Here is a 15,415-nt window from a genome sequence, read left to right on the forward strand (position 1 = left end):
ACTAAAAGAATCAAATTACTATTGAAAATCATGGTTTATCCTGAGTTTTTTTATTGCGTTATATAGTTCGTTATATAGTTTGATACGATTACTTAGGCCACCCACGTCTTCTAGTAGAACTACGCCAAACGCCATGATACATCTCACCGGACTGTTTTGCATGTCTTCCTTCCATGAGACAAGCGTAATCTGATGAGTCCAATAATTTTCCGGATCATAGATATATCGGACAACTCGGTTCTGTTCAAACACTTCACCAATGGAGAGATACCGCTCCATTGTAGCTTCGGACGATTGTTCCCAGTCATCTTCGGACATCAGAAAACTGTATTCAGGAAAATCAATATCCAGAGAGAGCCCATCTTCTGTTTCAAAAACATGAAGGTGGGCATCTTTCCATAAAAACAAAGTTTGAATCACCCAATGCAGCTGCATCAAAGAATAATGGCTTGGAATCCGTATTCGTCTGAAACAGGATGTGCCTACCAATTTTATATCCAGTATAGCCATCTTTCTGGAGATCACCGATTGCCCCGGATAGTGTTCAACGAAACTTTCCCGAAGCTTTTCCCGTGGATCTACATATTCCCCGTCGATTTTGATCAGATCCTCATTCAACGCCTGCACCAGATGGGATTGAAATTGCCTCACAGGAATGAATACTTCCGAAAAGAAGGAAACCTGCTCGCAAAAGTAGTTGAGATGTGCAACTGTATCGCGATGCCGTGGGGTAGTATAGGAGATACGTCCACATTCCTGCAGATAGCGTTCAATGATCGCAGTGCTGATTCCATGTGCTTCCAGCACATCGCAAATCCCGGTTTGAATGATGTGGTCTATCTCCCGAATATGCCTGGAAGTCATGCCGTACAGTACAAATCCACATCGGGACTCATCATGCAGCACAACAATCGTCCTTCTTCGATTTACAATCATAATTGAAGCACTCCAGGTGTAAAACGGATCCACATCTTGATCTGCCTGAATAATGTCTTTTTTCAAAAACTCTTGCAATTTTTTTGTACATCCGATCTGCATTTTCCTTTTCCACCTACTATTTGTGTAATTATCCCTTTATCATAGCAAATCCAATTCCTGTAAACCACGAATTCACAGATAAAAAAGCAACCTTTTCCATTACTTTTTCTTCTTGCTCCGTTTTCAGTTTTGACCACAATGAAGGTCTATAAGGATACAGCGCAGAAGCAGGATCGTATATGGTATGGCTATCAGCCGCAACAGTTCTTCACGGATGTGTCGGCCAGATGGATGTGTCATCATTTTAAACTTCGGACATATTGGGTTGAAAAGGAATCGACCGGTAAATCTGGTACACACGGCCTGTAATTTGGTACACATCGGGGGGCTGAAACGGGCTGCAAATTCTTACCAATCCGGGATATTTCCGCTGTTCGTTTTCTGCAAACTATAGCAAACAGCACATCCCCCTCTGTCAAAAGTAGTGGGAAATGTGAATTGGACCGGCAAAAGCATTGACGGAATGATCGTGGTCACCAATGCTGATTGGGCATTGGAAGAATGCCTTATTTTCGACGGCCGGAGTCTAGATTGATTGTATATGGTCGTAATTTGTCGCAAACTGGCATAAAAAAGCATCCTGGGTGTTCTCCCAGGATGCTTTCTCATTTTTTATCCCTGTCTGATTTAAATACATCATCGCAGGCAGCGTATACTCCCTTTACAGATGCAGCAATTCTTTTCGCTTCCTCCAACATTTTTCTACTACCGGACGATGCTTCGCTTACTCTCTTGTCGTTGTTACTCCAGCAGCTATATCTGCACCATTGGGTATTCGTTTATGAGGTTACAGCGCAGAATGCAGGATCGTATATGGGGTATGTCACCAGCCATATCAGGTCCTCACTGATGTGTCGGCCGGGTTGGATGTGTCACCAGTATTTTCCGATAAGTAGTTCGGACATATTGTGTTAAAAAGAAATCGGCCGGTAAATCTGGTACACACAGCCTGGGACCTGGTACAAATCGGGGGGCTGAAACGGACCTAAAATTCTTACCGATCCGGGATATTTCCGCTTTCATTTCTTCTGCAAACCACAGCTGCGGATAAAAACTCATGCATGAAATGTACTCCTCTCCTGTCCCAAGTTCAGAAAACTTACTACAGCAAAGGCCTTTTGAGTGACGGATTACCAGCTCGTGTCCCAGGGCATGCTAGACAGCCGTCTGACACTGAATAAACATTTTCGATCTTCACAGCATGGATACTCACCCACTTTCCACTGAACTGTATCTCCGTATCAGAAAGCAAAAATTCAGGTTATCGATTTTGTTCAGCTGAATTCCATCAAGGATATGCAATAGGCAAAAATAAAAAACCACCGGCACGGTGCCAGTGGTTTTTGTTGTATAAGCCTGTTGCCAAATAGAACCCCTATCGAATCAGTCATTCTGATTGTTCGGGACTTGTTTGCATGGTCGTTGTTTCGAGGCAAGTGATATAGCTGAGAGAATCAGCAAATTTCATCCAGGACTTTGTAGCCTGCCATCACAAATTGCTGTATATAGTCAACATCTACTGTCATGCCTGTCTGAATACAGCACTGAGCGATAAGCTCAGGTGTGATGATTGGCTTCGGATGTCGGGAAAGATACCGAGATACCGCATGCGTTTGTCCTTCCAGTTCGACCAGCAATTCCATCAGCAGGTCACTCTTCCGAGGCGAATCATCGTAGCCACGTGCCACCAAAGCAATGTTATGATCAAAGTTCGGAGCCATGGAAAGTACCTGGCCCGTCTTCTGGTCCCTGAGCAAGCCATAATTATAAGTGTGCCGGTCTGTATTCCGGCAGAAAGCGTCCATCAGAAGAAGTTCAACATACTGGTCGGCGATCTGCTCGCCAAATTCCAGAAACGCCTCGTAATTTGTTACATAATCCTCATCGTCACCAACAAGATAGGCCGCCGGCTCAAAATTCAAAACGCCTCGCGTAAAATCTTTCGTCCGGATGAACGCTCCGCTGTTTTGATATTCTGCCGTTGGGAAACCGAGAGCCCGGCAAAGTTCAAACACAAACAATTCCGAAAAACGCTCCAGTTCGTTTCCGGCCTTGTACATCCACCATTCGCCGTTTTCCAATCGCCAGCATTTTTCAAAGCTACCGGTGTTGGTCAGCTCCGGCGTTCGACTCGGTTTTTTCGAGAAATCCGCCAGAGTACCTTTCAACGCAAGGTCTGCAAAATCGTTATCACGAAACCGAACGTTCTCCCAAACAAGATCACTGCCTTCCGGCCGTACCCAGTAATTGTCTGTGATGGTGGCAGCATTAAAATGCAAAGCCGTGCTCAAATCATCCCGTTTCCGCAGCCGGAGTACCTTCTTGAGCAGACGGGAATGGGTACGGTGAGCGTCGATTGCCCGGTGTTCCAGCCAACCTTCGATATCGCCGCCGTGACGAAAACAAAGCGGTACCAGATTCGGCTCGACCGGAATCACAGCGCGGGACTGAATGTGCGCAGCGACCGTATCACCGCACATCAGATCAGCATGATCGATTTCGTCCAGCAGATTCATGCAGAGCCTCCTCTCCCAAATTCACCCGCAAACACCCGAAGGCAGCAGTTTGTTGTCCGTCCTGCAGATGCTGCAAATGCTCGGGCAGCTCACTGAGATTCCGTTCACCCAGCTCGACTCATACTGTACATGCATCGATGCCGGATGTGTCGATGGCAACAGTCTCCTATTCCTCGATGATGCACAGCAATTTCTCAGGAAGACGCTCGATGTTATCGGAAAACGCATTGAGGTTATAAAATAAACTGAATCAGGCACGCCTTGCCCATCAATCTCAACGAGTGTTCCCGTATGCCGCACAGGCAGCAATTCTGCAAAAGTTATATTTGTTGTCTCTTCGCCATTTTCTTAATTATACTACAGAGCCAACCTGTAAAACAAAAAAGGGCCGCTCTCAGGAAACACTGAGAGCGGCCTTGGCTCAAATCCGTGGTCCAAAGAAATGAATCTGTTCTTTTGGCACACCGATGCGGTTCTGATAGGTCACGCGAGTCATTTCGGTTACGAAATCCCGGTCTTTTTCGGTCGCTTTTGACCACTGGATATTGTATTTTCGGCAGATTTCAAAGAAAGTGTTATACCATAACTCGCTGTTTCTCTGTCCTTCCCAATATTCTTCCTGGATATTTTTAGGCGGACGGCCAACAATCTTGCCTGCCATTTCGTTCACCCCCACATCAGATGAATTCATATAAAAGCTCACGTGCTACATCGTCAGAAATCAAAAACCGTTCCGGGCCGTCCCAAGAGGGCAGCGCCAACGCGCCCAACTCGTTTTTGTAGTATGCGGCGAGCTCCGGTGTTTTGGCCTCAAACACCACATCGCCTTGCAGCCCTGCCTCAGCAGACAGTTTGACCGCAAAGGCCAGAAACATCCTGGCGATACCATGATATCGCTTACCGGATGGATTTCCGGCAATCGTCGGATTGCTGTGCCGTGCAGTCTCGATGTAGGGCATGTAAACCGCAACATACTGTTTTGAGATTTCGTATGCTGCCAGACCAACCAACTCGTTCTCGGTCGTTTTGGCAGTATATCGAAGAAGCCTTGGGTCTTTCAGATAGCCAGTCCCCCAGTATGATTGCCATTCCTTTTCGATTTCACAAGTGTCCTCTGGGGAGGCCTCTTCCAATGTCAGGTATACTCTTTGATTTTCCTCGTCAAGGACATATGGATTTAGCGATCGCATCAAACTCACCTTTTTTGTATTATATCATAAAATTACTCAAGGCAAAAGGCGGCTCTCAGCGCTTCATAAGAGCGGCCTTCTTACCATACTCCCACAGCATACGCAGTGGGAGTCTTCACTACGCGGCGAGATTGTGCTTCAGCAGAGCTGCTGGCTGACCCAGCCTTACTTGTTCTTCCACAGTGGGCGATGTCCCCCACAGAGGTTTTATTTTAGGCACACATGCCCAGCTGGGCCAGTCACATCCGCTTGATGTTACTCGCGGCGTTCGTGTCCTTGTCCAAAGTGATATGACAGCAATCACATTCCCAGCTGCGGCCCGCCCCTTGGGCGATTTTCCGGTTGGAAATCCGCTCTTTTCAAGAGATCGCACCGAACATTTTGGGGCTTCGGAGATTCCTTACGCCGCATTTTCATCATCATATATTCCTTGGGCATCACATTGACGGAGAAGCTCATGCCACCTCCCGAAAGAAAGAATCAGTCCATAACTTCGCGGTCCAAGTCTGTACCACACTCATACCCTTCAGCATCAAGGAGGACAATTCTCTCCATTTTCCACCGGTCTGATGGTATCTCCCCATTGTACAGAATTCCAAGGGTCATCGATTCTTTTATCTTTTCCGACGATGTAACATGAGCGTAAGCTTGTAGCAGCGAAAGGCTCATTCCATTCGACTTGAACCCAAGTAATTGAGTGGACAGATCCATGGAAATGAGCAAATCGGCAGACACCAAAACCGCCTCAAATACCTACTGATTCGATCGTTTCCATTTCAGTTTTATTCAAGGATCTGGTATAATAGCAATATCATCAAATATTGCACAATTACCTATCAATTTTGCGGCTTGCGGCGCCGTCTATTTTACCGTCCGACTGCTCGGCGACATTCTCACAAAAGCCCCCCGTTTTCAAGCCTTTCCGCTTCACAAACACCTATGGATTATCCAAGTCGGAAGACCTCAGAAAGCCTTGATTGAAAAGGGTTCAGGCACCATTGGCTGTACCACGTCAGGCCGCGCAATCCGTACTAAAATTCCGGAAAGTGTTTGTCCATTCGGGGTGGGCAATGAGCTCGGATAAAACGAACTGGTTTGTCCCCAAAAGCAGAAAAGCCGTCGTTTCAAAATCAACTTGTTTCTGTGCTTTTTCGTTGTGCCTGTTCTGTACCAGATCTCTGCAGTTTGTAAGCACTATCATCCAGAATCCATAAGGAGGTATTTTCGATGCGTAAAAATTTTGGAGCCAAGCCCTGGACCTATCCGCAGCCGGTGTTCATCCTGGCCACCTATGATGAGAACGGTGTTCCGGATGCCATGAACGCCGCCTGGGGCGGTATCAGTGACGACAAGGAGCTGACCATGTGCATTAGCGCCGGGCACAAGACCACCGCCAACATTCTGGCTCGCAAGGCCTTTACTGTAAGTATGGCTACCGCAGACCAGGCTATCGCCTGCGATTACGTGGGCATTGAATCCGGCAAGCGCGTGGCCAACAAGCTGGAAAAGGCCGGCTGGCACACCACCAAATCGGAATTTGTAGACGCTCCTCTGGTGGATGAGCTGCCCATGGCGGTGGAGTGCCGCCTGGTGAGCTACGACCCGGAAAGCTGCCGTCTGGTGGGCGAGATCGTAAACGTGTGTGCGGAGGAGTCCGTGCTGGACAGCGAGGGAAAGATTGACGTGCAAAAGCTTGCGCCCATTACCTTTGACCCGGTGCACAATGTTTATCGCAAGCTGGGCGAAGTCGTGGGTCACGCCTTCCAGGATGGCGCAAAGCTGAAATAATCCGGTGACACCATGAGTGAATCATTGTATCAATTTGAAGCGGTGATCGAGCCGGTCCCGGACAAGGGCGGTGCGTTTGTTCGGGTCCCGTTCGACATCCGCAAGGAATTCGGCCAGGGCCGGGTAAAGGTGGAGGCCACCTTCAACGTGTTCCCTACTGCGGCAGCATCGTGAACATGGGGGTTAAAAATCCCGATGGCTCCATCTGCTATATTTTGGGTGTTCGCAAGGACATTCAGAAAGCCATGGACCGTTATCCCGGTGACACCATCCTGGTGACAGTCCGCCGGATTTGAACGCCTTGCCAGAGGCATTTAAAACAACTTCATAAAAAATCAGAGGGGGCCTTCGATGCAGGAAGGCTCCCTCTGATGCTTTTTATCCATTCTTTCGGAGATTTCCGACAGCTTTTGCCGGGGCGTGATAACGCCAGCGGACATCCTTGTCCGGGTGCTTGGAATCAGGCTTGACAGCCGGCTTCTCCGCCTCATTGCTGCTGGGCGTTTTTCTGCGGCCTGCCAGCTGCCAGAGCAGCAGCCCACAGGCAAACAGTACAACCGCTGCCACGCCCAGCACCGCAAGCTGCCTCGCCGCCTGCACCGCTTCGGCCAGATAATCGCTGTTTTCGGCCAAAGCCTGCGCGGCAAGCAGCGGATTCTGCTCATCTGTCTGAAAGAACTCCGCCGGCAAATCCACTCCGCAGAAGGCCAGGTTCAACACCGCCACTGGTAAAATCAGCCGGGCCAGACACCAGCCGAGCGCCCGCTTGCGGCCGTGGAGCATGCTGCCCCATCGGCCATACAGCCGCACCGCATCCAGATAGCCCCGCAGCAGCACACAAGCGCAGAACAGTACCGTGCAGCACAGGATCACCGCGTACACCTCCTGGCGCAGCAGCTGCCTCCACAGGCCCAAATCCACCCCCTCTGCCTTCGGGGTGTAATTTGCTTTTGCCTGCAAATCATACAGCACTGAAAGCCGCAGCCGGTCGTTCTGGGCCAGCAGCATCCGGTTGGGTGCAAGCATGCTGTTCGGCTGATCGGGATGAGCGCTCAGATAGAGCGGCGCAGTCTCGCCTTCCGGCTGGTATACGCCGCATACCGTGTAATCCACGCCCTCGACGGAGAGCGTCTGCCCTGCTGCCGCGATGCCCTCCGGCACCACCGCCTGGTACTGCCGCAGCAGCACCGCCTGAGGCTGGTAGAAATCGCCCTCAACAAACGCAAGGCCTGCCACCTGGCCCCAGTTGGACAAAGCCACCCGGGCCGTCATCTTCTGCGTTCCGGCGGGCAGCTCCACCTCCAGCTCTCCCTGCCAGGCGGCGCTGTTCTCTGCTTTTTCCCCCACCCGGCGCTGGAATACCTCCAGCGTGAGGGGCGGCGTTTCGCCCAGCTCCGGGTATTCCAGCAGCATGGGGATGGACTCCAGCGCACTGCGGCAGAGCAGCACCTGCCGGGCAAACACTGCCGCACAGGCCGCCAGCAGCAAAAGAGCCAGCACCCGCAGGGCCACCGCTGCCTTACTGCGCGGTCTGCTCGTTTTCATTCGCTCCATCCGGCTGCACCACCTTTACCAAATCCCCGTCCTGAATGGGCGCAGCCCCATAGGCCGCGATTCGAAACTCTCCGGTCTCGCCCAGATTCACCACCGCGCTCTGGCCGTCGGAGGCGTACACCTCCACTGCAACCGCCACTGCATAGTTCTGCTTGCCCCAGGGGGTCCAGCGCTCCTCCAGCTTCATTACCATGGTGGAGCCATCCTCCTGGGTTTGGATGGCGGACAGGGGCAGCTTGTACCATCCTTCCGTGAGGATGCGGGCCTGGATGATCACCGGGCCTTCCGGCAGTTCCGGCAGCGGATTTTTCTGCCGCAGAATTACTGCGTCTTCGTTCTGTTCCTCTTCGGCGGCCAATTCCAGGGCCAGCAGGTTCATCTCGCTCTCCGGCGGGAAGGCCAACAGCGAGGCGGCCTGCAAAATCTGGGCGTCTTCCCCCTGCACCAGCACACAAATGCGCAGCGCCGGACGCTCGTCCTCGGTGCGGTAGACTGTCCCGTTGAAAAAATACTCCTGGTTCACACTGCCTCGGGTGGTGAAGACCGCCTCCACCTGGGGCGCAAGAGTCCATTCCACCAGCCAGGCGGCCGAAGTACACAGCACTGTCGCCAGCACCACCGCCAGAAAAATGGCAAAACGCCGCTTGTTGTTTTTTGTTCGTTTCATGCTGTTTTCCTCCCGGGCGGCGCTTATTTGATGCCGGTGAACTCGATGCCCTCCACCAGCTCTTCATTGAAGAACCAGAACAGCAGCAGCACCGGCAGCATGGCCAGCACCCCGCAGGGGAACACCACCGCCAGCGCATCCCGGCTGGTACTGGCCAGGAACACCGAGAAGGGATATTTGGCGCTGTCCTTCAAAAAGGCCAGCGGCTGCTCCACCATATTCCAGGCATCAATAAAGGTGAGCAGACACAGGCTCACCGCACCTGCCCGGCCTGCGGGCAGCAGCACCCGGAACAATACCGTCAGGGTGCCTGCTCCGTCGATCTGCCCGGCCTGCAGCACCTCGTCCGGCACGGCCTTAAAGATCTGGGTCATCAGGAAGGTGCCGAAGGGCAGGAACATGGCCGGAAGAATCAGCGCACCGTATCTGTCCAGCAGATTCAGCCGTTCCAGCACAATGTAGTTGGGTACCAGCGTCACCTGTACCGGCATGAGCATGAGCACCACCAGCAGGTAGAACAGCCACCGTTTGCCCGGGAAGGAGAATTTTGCGAAAGCAAAACCGCCCAGGATGCTCACCAGCAGCTGCCCAGCCACGATCACGCCGCACATGGCCAGCGTGCGCCAGAAGCGCATCCAGTAAACGGTGCGCCGCAAAAACACCTGCAGATAGCCCTGCAAAGAAAACTGTTCCGGCAAAAGGCTTAAATCCAGTTCACCCGTACCAGAGGCCAGCGCACCATAACGCTGCACCGCCTCCTGGGGAGACAGAAAGCTGTTGCACAGCACATAAAACGCCGGGAACAGCACGATTACCGACAGCACCAGAAACAGCGCCGCCAGAATCCAGTCCCGCTTTTTTCGTTTCCGCTTCACAAAACCGCCTCCCCGTCCTCTGACTGCATCCGATACAGCACTGCCACCAGCACCATCATGCCTGTAAACAGCAGGATCGCCGCCACCGACAGCCGGGAATAGGTCATGTTATTGAAGTTGTTGTTCAGGTAATGCTGCAGGAAATACACACTGGTATGGGGATGCTCACCGCCCAGCAGGAAAGCTTCCCGGTAAGATTTGAAGGCGTTGATCACACTGATGACCAACACGAAAAACACCGTGGGCCGCATCAGGGGCGCGGTGATACGCCAGAACACCTGCCGCTCGTTTGCGCCCTCCAGCCGGGCGCACTGATACAGCTCCTCCGGAATCATGTTCAGCCCGGCCAGCAGCAAAATCACATTGTAACCGCAGTTTTTCCACACATACAGCGCCATCAGCACCCAGAAGGCCGCCGGGCTTTCCATCCAGCGAACCGGCGAAAGGCCCACCGCTTCCAGAACCGCATTCAGCGCTCCCTGCTCGGCCAGGAACACATCCACCACCATCACAATGCCCGCCACCGGCACCACCATGGGGAACAGCAGCACGTTGCGAAAAAGCCTTGTGCCCGCAAACTTTTTCTGCAGCGCCAGGGCAAGCAGCATGCTCACCACCAGAATCAGCGGTACACCCAGCCCCAGAAAGCGCAGGGTGTTGCCTGCCGCCAGCCGAAAGCTGCGAGTGCTCAGCACATAGGTGTAGTTGTCCAGCCCCACAAAGGTCTGGCCACCGGGACCGAAGGTGAGCGAATACCAGAAGGTAAGCCCAAAGGGCAGCGCGAAAAAAATCAGTGTTCCCAACAGTACCGGGGCGGCCAGCGCATAGCCGGTCAGGGCCTGACGCCGTTTCCATCGGCTGTGTTTGTTCATGGCGGCCCGCCTCCTTTGCAGTAATTTTTGACAAATGCACTTTGAATGTTTATCATAGTAGTGTACTGTACATTTCAGCATAGCACACCCTCTACGTTTTGTAAAGTCAAAAGGCAGAGGCTATGCCGGGAGGGATCTTACATGATACGAAATCGCATTTTCCGCTGTCTGCTGGCGGCCGCGCTGCTGCTGGGTCTTGCCTGCGGCTGTTCTGTGCAAACGACCGAAGAAGAGCCGCAGCAGGACGTGATGGTCATCTGCGCCGAACTGCGGGACTACCGCAACGTGATGAAGGGTGTGAACTATTACTCGGTGCGCTACTATCCCAACGCCCAGTTTGAAATGCTTTGGCTGCCGGACCCGCAGATGGACCCGGAGGGCCGCGAGCAGCTGATTCGCCAGCTGCGCACCCAGATCATGGCGGGCAAGGGGCCGGATGTCTTTCTGCTGCGGGGCACCGACAGCCTTCTGAACCCCTCGGATTCCAGCGAATATCTGTTTGAAGACCTGCACAAGGCGCAAACGGCCGGGCTGTTCTATGATTTGACCACCCTTTTGAGTGACCAGGATTTCGCCGGGCTGATTCCCGCGCTGGCCGAATATAAAACCAACGGTGAGCCGCTGTATCTGCTGCCGCTGGGCTATCTGCCCCTCACTGTGAGCTATACCAGCGACGCGCCGGACTCCTTCACCCAGGCGGCCCAGAGCACCTCTCCCCTTCTGGACTACCTGCCCGCACTGCTCAATCAGGCAGGCGACACCTACGCGAGCGAGCTTTCCGGCCTGGCCCGTGCACTGCCGCTGGCAGGCGGCACAGGCGACCTGAGCGAAACCATTGACCGGGAGGATTTTCCGGCCCTGCTGCGGCTGCAAAAACAACTGATGCAAACCGGAGCCGCCGCTCAGCCGGGCATCGCATCGCTGAAGGAATCCCTCACCAGCGGCGAGCCCCTGTGCTGGACCGGTCTTCCCCTTTATGATCCATTCTTAGAACAGGCCAGTCTGCTGGCTGCTCAAAACAGCGAACCGTACTTTTCGGCGGTGCCCAACCTGGAGGGCGGCGTTACCGCCATGGCCACCAGCTACGTGGGCGTGCGGGCCAACTCCACCCATCTGGACCAGGCCCGGGACCTGATTCAGATCTTGCTCAGCGAACACATCCAGACCTGGGAGACCAATTTCCCCAATCCCGGCTACCGAGAGCTGAGCAGCGCCGACCAAGGCCTGCCGGTATGCAAAACCGCACTGGCTGCCATGCTGCGGGACCGGAATCGCTACGGCCCCTCCGGCGGCTTTGTGTGGGGTGAGATCAGCGATGCCACCATCGCCCGCTATGAGGATTTTCAGAACAGCGTGACCCACATCACTCTGGTGGACCGTCGTTTTGAGCGGTATCTTGCGATCTGCGAGCCCTATTTTGCAGGCACCCAGAGCGAAGAGCTCACGTTGGAAGCCCTACAGCGGGAATTCGTGATCTACGCGGATGAATGACCGGTCCGCGCCAAAATGAAATTCGCAAAAAAAGTGCCCCCGCAGAAAGTTTTCTGCGGGGGCACTTTTATTGGATTATTTTTCCGACGGAACGCGGCGGCGCAGCAGGCTGTAGGCCGGCAACGCGGTCTCGCTGGGGATGGTGTATTTCATGGTGGCGTGAGGGGTGCTTTCCACCTCTTCGCCCAGCTCGTTTTTGATCCATTCCGGGGTCAGGGTGATGCGCTCGCCCAGCGGGGTGAGCACCTCGATGGTATCGCCCAGGCAGAACTTGCCGCGCTGGCTGCACTGAGCCACGCCGTCCTGCCAGCCTTCCACCACGCCGATGAACTCCCAGTGGCGCAGGTAGCCGCCGTTTTTGGTCTCCTGCTTGGCCTGCTGACGGCCGAAGTAGAAGCCGGGCGAATAGGGCCGGTGGCTGGTGCGGTCCAGCTCCTCGAACACATCATCCGGACAGGTGTATTCCTCGGCGGTGGGGTCCTGCAGGAAGGCGTCCAAGGCCTTGCGGTAGGCGCTGGTCACGCTGGCCACGTAATAGGCGGTCTTGGCCCGGCCCTCAATCTTCAAGCTGTCCACACCGGCCTGGCAGATCAGGTCAATAAAGGGGGCGGTGCACATGTCGTTGGCGTTCAGAATGTAGCTGCCCTCTTCGGTCTCGCCGATCTCCATGAACTGGCCGGGGCGGGATTCCTCCACCAGATGGTACTTCCAGCGGCAGGGCTGGGCGCACTGGCCCCGGTTGGCGTCCCGCCCGGTCATGTACTGGCTGAGCAGGCACCGACCGGACACACTCATACACATGGCACCGTGTACGAAGGCCTCCAGCTCCAGGTCGTCGGGCACGTGGGCGCGGATCTCGGCGATGGCCCGCAGATCCAGCTCCCGGGCCAGCACCACCCGCTTGGCACCCAGGTCATAGGCGGCCTTGGCAGCGGCCCAGTTGGTGATGCCCGCCTGGGTAGAAAGATGGATCTCGGTATTGGGAGCGTACTGCTTGACCATGGCCAGCACGCCCAGGTCCGCCACGATAAAGGCGTCCACACCGGCGGCCACCGCATCCTGGATGGCCTGGGGAATGCGCTCCAGCTCCTCGTTGGTGGGCAGGGTGTTCATGGTCAGGTAGATCTTCTTGCCCCGGGCATGGGCGAAGGCAGCGCCCTCGGCCAGCTGCTCAGGGGTGAAATTGCCGGGGGCGGCGCGCATGCCGAACTCGGTCAGACCGCAGTACACTGCGTCCGCGCCGTAGCGGATGGCGTATTGCAGCCGCTCCAGATCCCCCGCAGGGGCCAGTAATTCCGGAATGGGAAGCATAATCGTTTTCCTTTCTCGTTTTCACAGCCGGGCGGGCGCACAGAGAGCTTTGCCGCTCCCGTGCGCCCGCCGGTTTTGTTTCTTGTTTATTTTACGCTGAACGCCTTGGACACATTGGCGTCGTGCTCTGCCTTGGTCTTGGCGTAGTAGTACACGCCGTTTTTGTCGGTCACGAAGAAATAGTACTTGCCGTCCAGATACTCCCCGTCCGGGTAGAGCGCCGCCTCAATGGCGTCAATACCCGGGTTCGAGATGGGGCCTGCGGGCAGGCCGTTCAGCTCGTAGGTATTGTAGGCATTGTAGATGTTTTCGGGGATATTGTCCCAGCCACCGTAGTAAGGAGCGATCCAGTTGTAGATGTAGTTGTTGTCCTCCGGATTCTGCACGTAGCTGCTGGCGTTGCTTTCCAGCCGGGGATAAGGCGAGCCTTCCTCCAGCCGGTTGTGGAACACCGCCGACACACGTGCATCCTCCGCGTTGCCGGCCTCCTCCTGCACGAAGCTGGCCAGAGTGATGACCTCTTCCAGCGTCATGCCCAGCTCACTGGCCCGCTGGCGCATCTCCGGGGTGACCTTGGCGTCAAACTCGGCGTAGAGCTTATCCACATAGTTATAGACGGTGTCGTCCACAAAGAACTCGTAGGTATCCGGGAACAGGTAGCCCTCGCACTTCATAAAGCGGTTGGGGTCCTCCGGGATCTCATTCCAGAACTCATACTGGCTGAAATCGCCGTTGTTGGCCACGTCCAGGAATTCCTCGGCGGAGCACAGACCGGCTTCTTCCATCAATTGAGCGAACCGCTGGGCGGTGATGCCCTCCGGGAAGGTGACGCTCACGGTCTCCTTCTTCACGTACTGGCTCATGGTCTCGATGATGGAGTCATAGCTCTGGCCCTGGACCAGGGTAAAGTCGCCATACTGCAGATTGGCGCTCTTGCCGGTGTACTTGAGGTAGTAGCGGAAGATGTTGGGGTATTTGATGACCCCCGCATCCTTCAGACTGCGGGCAATGGATGCGCTGTTCTCGCCCTGCTGCACAGTGACCACCACTTCATCGCCCAGCTTATCGCGGCCGTTCACATCCTGCATCACGCTGAAGGCGCCAAAGGCGGCAGCCGCCAGCAGCACAACAAACAGCACGATCACCACAAGGCAGCCCTTGTGGCCGCGCTTGGGCGGTCGGTCCGGGTTTTGGTAGGTTTCACGACGGTATTTAGCCATAGTAACTTCCCTGCACTTTCTTATTCCTTGGGCGGCGCGGGGTGCGCCGCACCATGATTCACTCCAGATCCAGCATCAGGCGCATATAGCTCTCCTGCACGTCAAAGGGCTGGTCGAAAAACTGGATCATGCCGTAATCCCGGGGCACGCCCTCACCCAGAAACAGGTTTTGCTGCGCGCCCAGGGTGATATGGGCCTGACCTGCGCCGGTTTTGTCCCGCGCGGCCTCCATCAGCTTTTCCGCGGCCCGGTCACCCTCGGCGAACAGCTCCACGAAATCCAGGGTATCGTCATCTTTTTTGAAGTAGATGCCGTAGCCGTCCTCATTGGAAACAATGGTGGCCCCCAGGGTATACAGGTCGGTGAGCACCAGGATGCAGCCCGCGTTGTTCAAAAACACGCTGTCCGGCGCAAAGCGGCGGCGCAGTGCCTCCAGGCCCTTGGCGGTGACGGAATCGAAGTCCGCCTGGGCCCACAGGTTGCGGCGGATGGGCCGGGTGAACTCCCGCAGACCGAACGCCTTCTGAAAGCCTCGCTGGGCATAAAAATCAAACAGGCTGGTGCTGGCGGGAATGAGCACTGCGAAGCTCCATCCGCGCAGCAGCAGCTGGCTGCGGGCGTAGTCCATCAGACCGGTCATCAGGCCCTTGCCCCGCTGGTCCGACTGGGTGCACACGCCGTAGTAGTAGGCGCCCTTGCGGCCCTGCAGCGTAACCGGCACCGCGCACAGACTGGCGATGACCCGGCCATCCTCCTCGGCCAGAAAGACGTTTTCGTACCCGGCAAACGTTTCAAAGATATTGGCAGCTACCGGTTCCGGGTCCCCGAATACCGCCGAAAACAGCCCGGTCAGCTGGGCCGCGTCATTTTTTGTTGCCACACGAAACATGGCT

Annotated in this window: 15 protein-coding genes; 4 read left to right on the forward strand and 11 right to left on the reverse strand. The window is 54.8% G+C overall.

Going from position 1 to position 15,415, the window contains the following annotated elements:
- Positions 1–18: 18 nt before the first annotated feature.
- From B5G03_RS13160 to B5G03_RS13180, 4 genes are all read right to left on the reverse strand, one after another.
- Positions 19–1,038: a DUF6933 domain-containing protein gene (locus B5G03_RS13160; protein ID WP_087182148.1), complete on the reverse strand. Its 1,020-nt coding sequence runs from the start codon at positions 1,036–1,038 to the stop codon at positions 19–21.
- Positions 1,039–2,492: 1,454 nt separating this feature from the next.
- Positions 2,493–3,554, reverse strand: coding sequence for a hypothetical protein (locus tag B5G03_RS13165; RefSeq protein WP_087182149.1), 1,062 nt, complete (start codon positions 3,552–3,554; stop codon positions 2,493–2,495).
- Between the two features lie 421 nt (positions 3,555–3,975).
- On the reverse strand, positions 3,976–4,215 hold the full coding sequence (locus B5G03_RS13175) for a hypothetical protein (protein WP_087182151.1): 240 nt from the start codon (positions 4,213–4,215) through the stop codon (positions 3,976–3,978).
- 16 nt (positions 4,216–4,231) lie between these two features.
- Entirely contained in the window at positions 4,232–4,687 is a 456-nt protein-coding gene (locus B5G03_RS13180) for a hypothetical protein (protein WP_140401702.1), read from the reverse strand.
- A gap of 1,284 nt (positions 4,688–5,971) precedes the next feature.
- On the opposite strand from B5G03_RS13180, the gene B5G03_RS13190 reads away from it, so the two are divergent.
- The 3 genes from B5G03_RS13190 to B5G03_RS18185 are packed head-to-tail and all read left to right on the forward strand — an operon-like array spanning position 5,972 to position 6,828.
- Entirely contained in the window at positions 5,972–6,532 is a 561-nt protein-coding gene (locus B5G03_RS13190) for a flavin reductase family protein (RefSeq protein WP_087182154.1), read from the forward strand.
- Positions 6,533–6,556: 24 nt separating this feature from the next.
- Positions 6,557–6,706: a DUF1905 domain-containing protein gene (locus B5G03_RS18085; RefSeq protein WP_343286903.1), complete on the forward strand. Its 150-nt coding sequence runs from the start codon at positions 6,557–6,559 to the stop codon at positions 6,704–6,706.
- Positions 6,707–6,708: 2 nt separating this feature from the next.
- Positions 6,709–6,828, forward strand: a complete 120-nt coding sequence (locus tag B5G03_RS18185) for a DUF1905 domain-containing protein (protein WP_481808418.1) — start codon at positions 6,709–6,711, stop codon at positions 6,826–6,828.
- A gap of 82 nt (positions 6,829–6,910) precedes the next feature.
- On the opposite strand, the gene B5G03_RS13200 is transcribed toward B5G03_RS18185, so the two are convergent.
- Genes B5G03_RS13200 through B5G03_RS13215 form a run of 4 tightly spaced genes read right to left on the reverse strand, consistent with a single transcriptional unit; the run spans position 6,911 to position 10,500 of the window.
- A complete protein-coding gene (locus B5G03_RS13200) occupies positions 6,911–8,086 on the reverse strand; it encodes an ABC transporter permease (RefSeq protein WP_140401703.1) in 1,176 nt (391 codons plus the stop codon).
- Complete coding sequence (locus tag B5G03_RS13205; RefSeq protein WP_087182156.1) at positions 8,052–8,753, reverse strand: hypothetical protein; 702 nt, start codon at positions 8,751–8,753, stop codon at positions 8,052–8,054. The genes B5G03_RS13200 and B5G03_RS13205 overlap by 35 nt, the downstream gene beginning before the upstream one ends.
- 23 nt (positions 8,754–8,776) lie before the next feature.
- Positions 8,777–9,628: a carbohydrate ABC transporter permease gene (locus B5G03_RS13210; RefSeq protein WP_087182157.1), complete on the reverse strand. Its 852-nt coding sequence runs from the start codon at positions 9,626–9,628 to the stop codon at positions 8,777–8,779.
- On the reverse strand, positions 9,625–10,500 hold the full coding sequence (locus B5G03_RS13215) for a carbohydrate ABC transporter permease (protein ID WP_087182158.1): 876 nt from the start codon (positions 10,498–10,500) through the stop codon (positions 9,625–9,627). Before B5G03_RS13215 ends, B5G03_RS13210 begins: the two co-directional genes overlap by 4 nt.
- Before the next feature lie 141 nt (positions 10,501–10,641).
- Here B5G03_RS13215 and B5G03_RS13220 point away from each other — a divergent pair, with 141 nt between their 5' ends.
- Positions 10,642–11,991, forward strand: coding sequence for a hypothetical protein (locus B5G03_RS13220; RefSeq protein WP_087182159.1), 1,350 nt, complete (start codon positions 10,642–10,644; stop codon positions 11,989–11,991).
- Between the two features lie 75 nt (positions 11,992–12,066).
- Here the strand turns inward: B5G03_RS13220 and B5G03_RS13225 are convergent, their stop codons facing one another.
- From B5G03_RS13225 to B5G03_RS13235, 3 genes are all read right to left on the reverse strand, one after another.
- Positions 12,067–13,302 carry a peptidase U32 family protein gene (locus B5G03_RS13225; protein ID WP_087182160.1) on the reverse strand — a complete coding sequence of 412 codons (1,236 nt, stop codon included), beginning with the start codon at positions 13,300–13,302 and terminating at the stop codon, positions 12,067–12,069.
- 86 nt (positions 13,303–13,388) lie between these two features.
- Complete coding sequence (gene mltG, locus B5G03_RS13230) at positions 13,389–14,522, reverse strand: endolytic transglycosylase MltG (protein WP_087182161.1); 1,134 nt, start codon at positions 14,520–14,522, stop codon at positions 13,389–13,391.
- 58 nt (positions 14,523–14,580) lie between these two features.
- Positions 14,581–15,411 (reverse strand): GNAT family N-acetyltransferase, encoded by an 831-nt coding sequence (locus tag B5G03_RS13235; RefSeq protein WP_087182162.1) that lies wholly within the window; start codon positions 15,409–15,411, stop codon positions 14,581–14,583.
- Positions 15,412–15,415 lie beyond the last annotated feature (4 nt).

This window comes from Gemmiger sp. An50, assembly GCF_002161595.1.
GTDB lineage: Bacteria > Bacillota > Clostridia > Oscillospirales > Ruminococcaceae > Allofournierella.

What these genes read in the sequence shown, in the direction of transcription:
- B5G03_RS13160 (WP_087182148.1), bottom strand. Translation starts at nt 1,038, where the DNA reads ATGCAGATCGGATGTACAAAAAAATTGCAAGAGTTTTTGAAAAAAGAC.
- B5G03_RS13165 (WP_087182149.1), bottom strand. Translation starts at nt 3,554, where the DNA reads ATGAATCTGCTGGACGAAATCGATCATGCTGATCTGATGTGCGGTGAT.
- B5G03_RS13175 (WP_087182151.1), bottom strand. Translation starts at nt 4,215, where the DNA reads ATGGCAGGCAAGATTGTTGGCCGTCCGCCTAAAAATATCCAGGAAGAA.
- B5G03_RS13190 (WP_087182154.1), top strand. Translation starts at nt 5,972, where the DNA reads ATGCGTAAAAATTTTGGAGCCAAGCCCTGGACCTATCCGCAGCCGGTG.
- B5G03_RS18185 (WP_481808418.1), top strand. Translation starts at nt 6,709, where the DNA reads ATGGGGGTTAAAAATCCCGATGGCTCCATCTGCTATATTTTGGGTGTT.
- B5G03_RS13200 (WP_140401703.1), bottom strand. Translation starts at nt 8,086, where the DNA reads ATGGAGCGAATGAAAACGAGCAGACCGCGCAGTAAGGCAGCGGTGGCC.
- B5G03_RS13205 (WP_087182156.1), bottom strand. Translation starts at nt 8,753, where the DNA reads ATGAAACGAACAAAAAACAACAAGCGGCGTTTTGCCATTTTTCTGGCG.
- B5G03_RS13215 (WP_087182158.1), bottom strand. Translation starts at nt 10,500, where the DNA reads ATGAACAAACACAGCCGATGGAAACGGCGTCAGGCCCTGACCGGCTAT.
- B5G03_RS13220 (WP_087182159.1), top strand. Translation starts at nt 10,642, where the DNA reads ATGATACGAAATCGCATTTTCCGCTGTCTGCTGGCGGCCGCGCTGCTG.
- B5G03_RS13225 (WP_087182160.1), bottom strand. Translation starts at nt 13,302, where the DNA reads ATGCTTCCCATTCCGGAATTACTGGCCCCTGCGGGGGATCTGGAGCGG.
- mltG (WP_087182161.1), bottom strand. Translation starts at nt 14,522, where the DNA reads ATGGCTAAATACCGTCGTGAAACCTACCAAAACCCGGACCGACCGCCC.
- B5G03_RS13235 (WP_087182162.1), bottom strand. Translation starts at nt 15,411, where the DNA reads ATGTTTCGTGTGGCAACAAAAAATGACGCGGCCCAGCTGACCGGGCTG.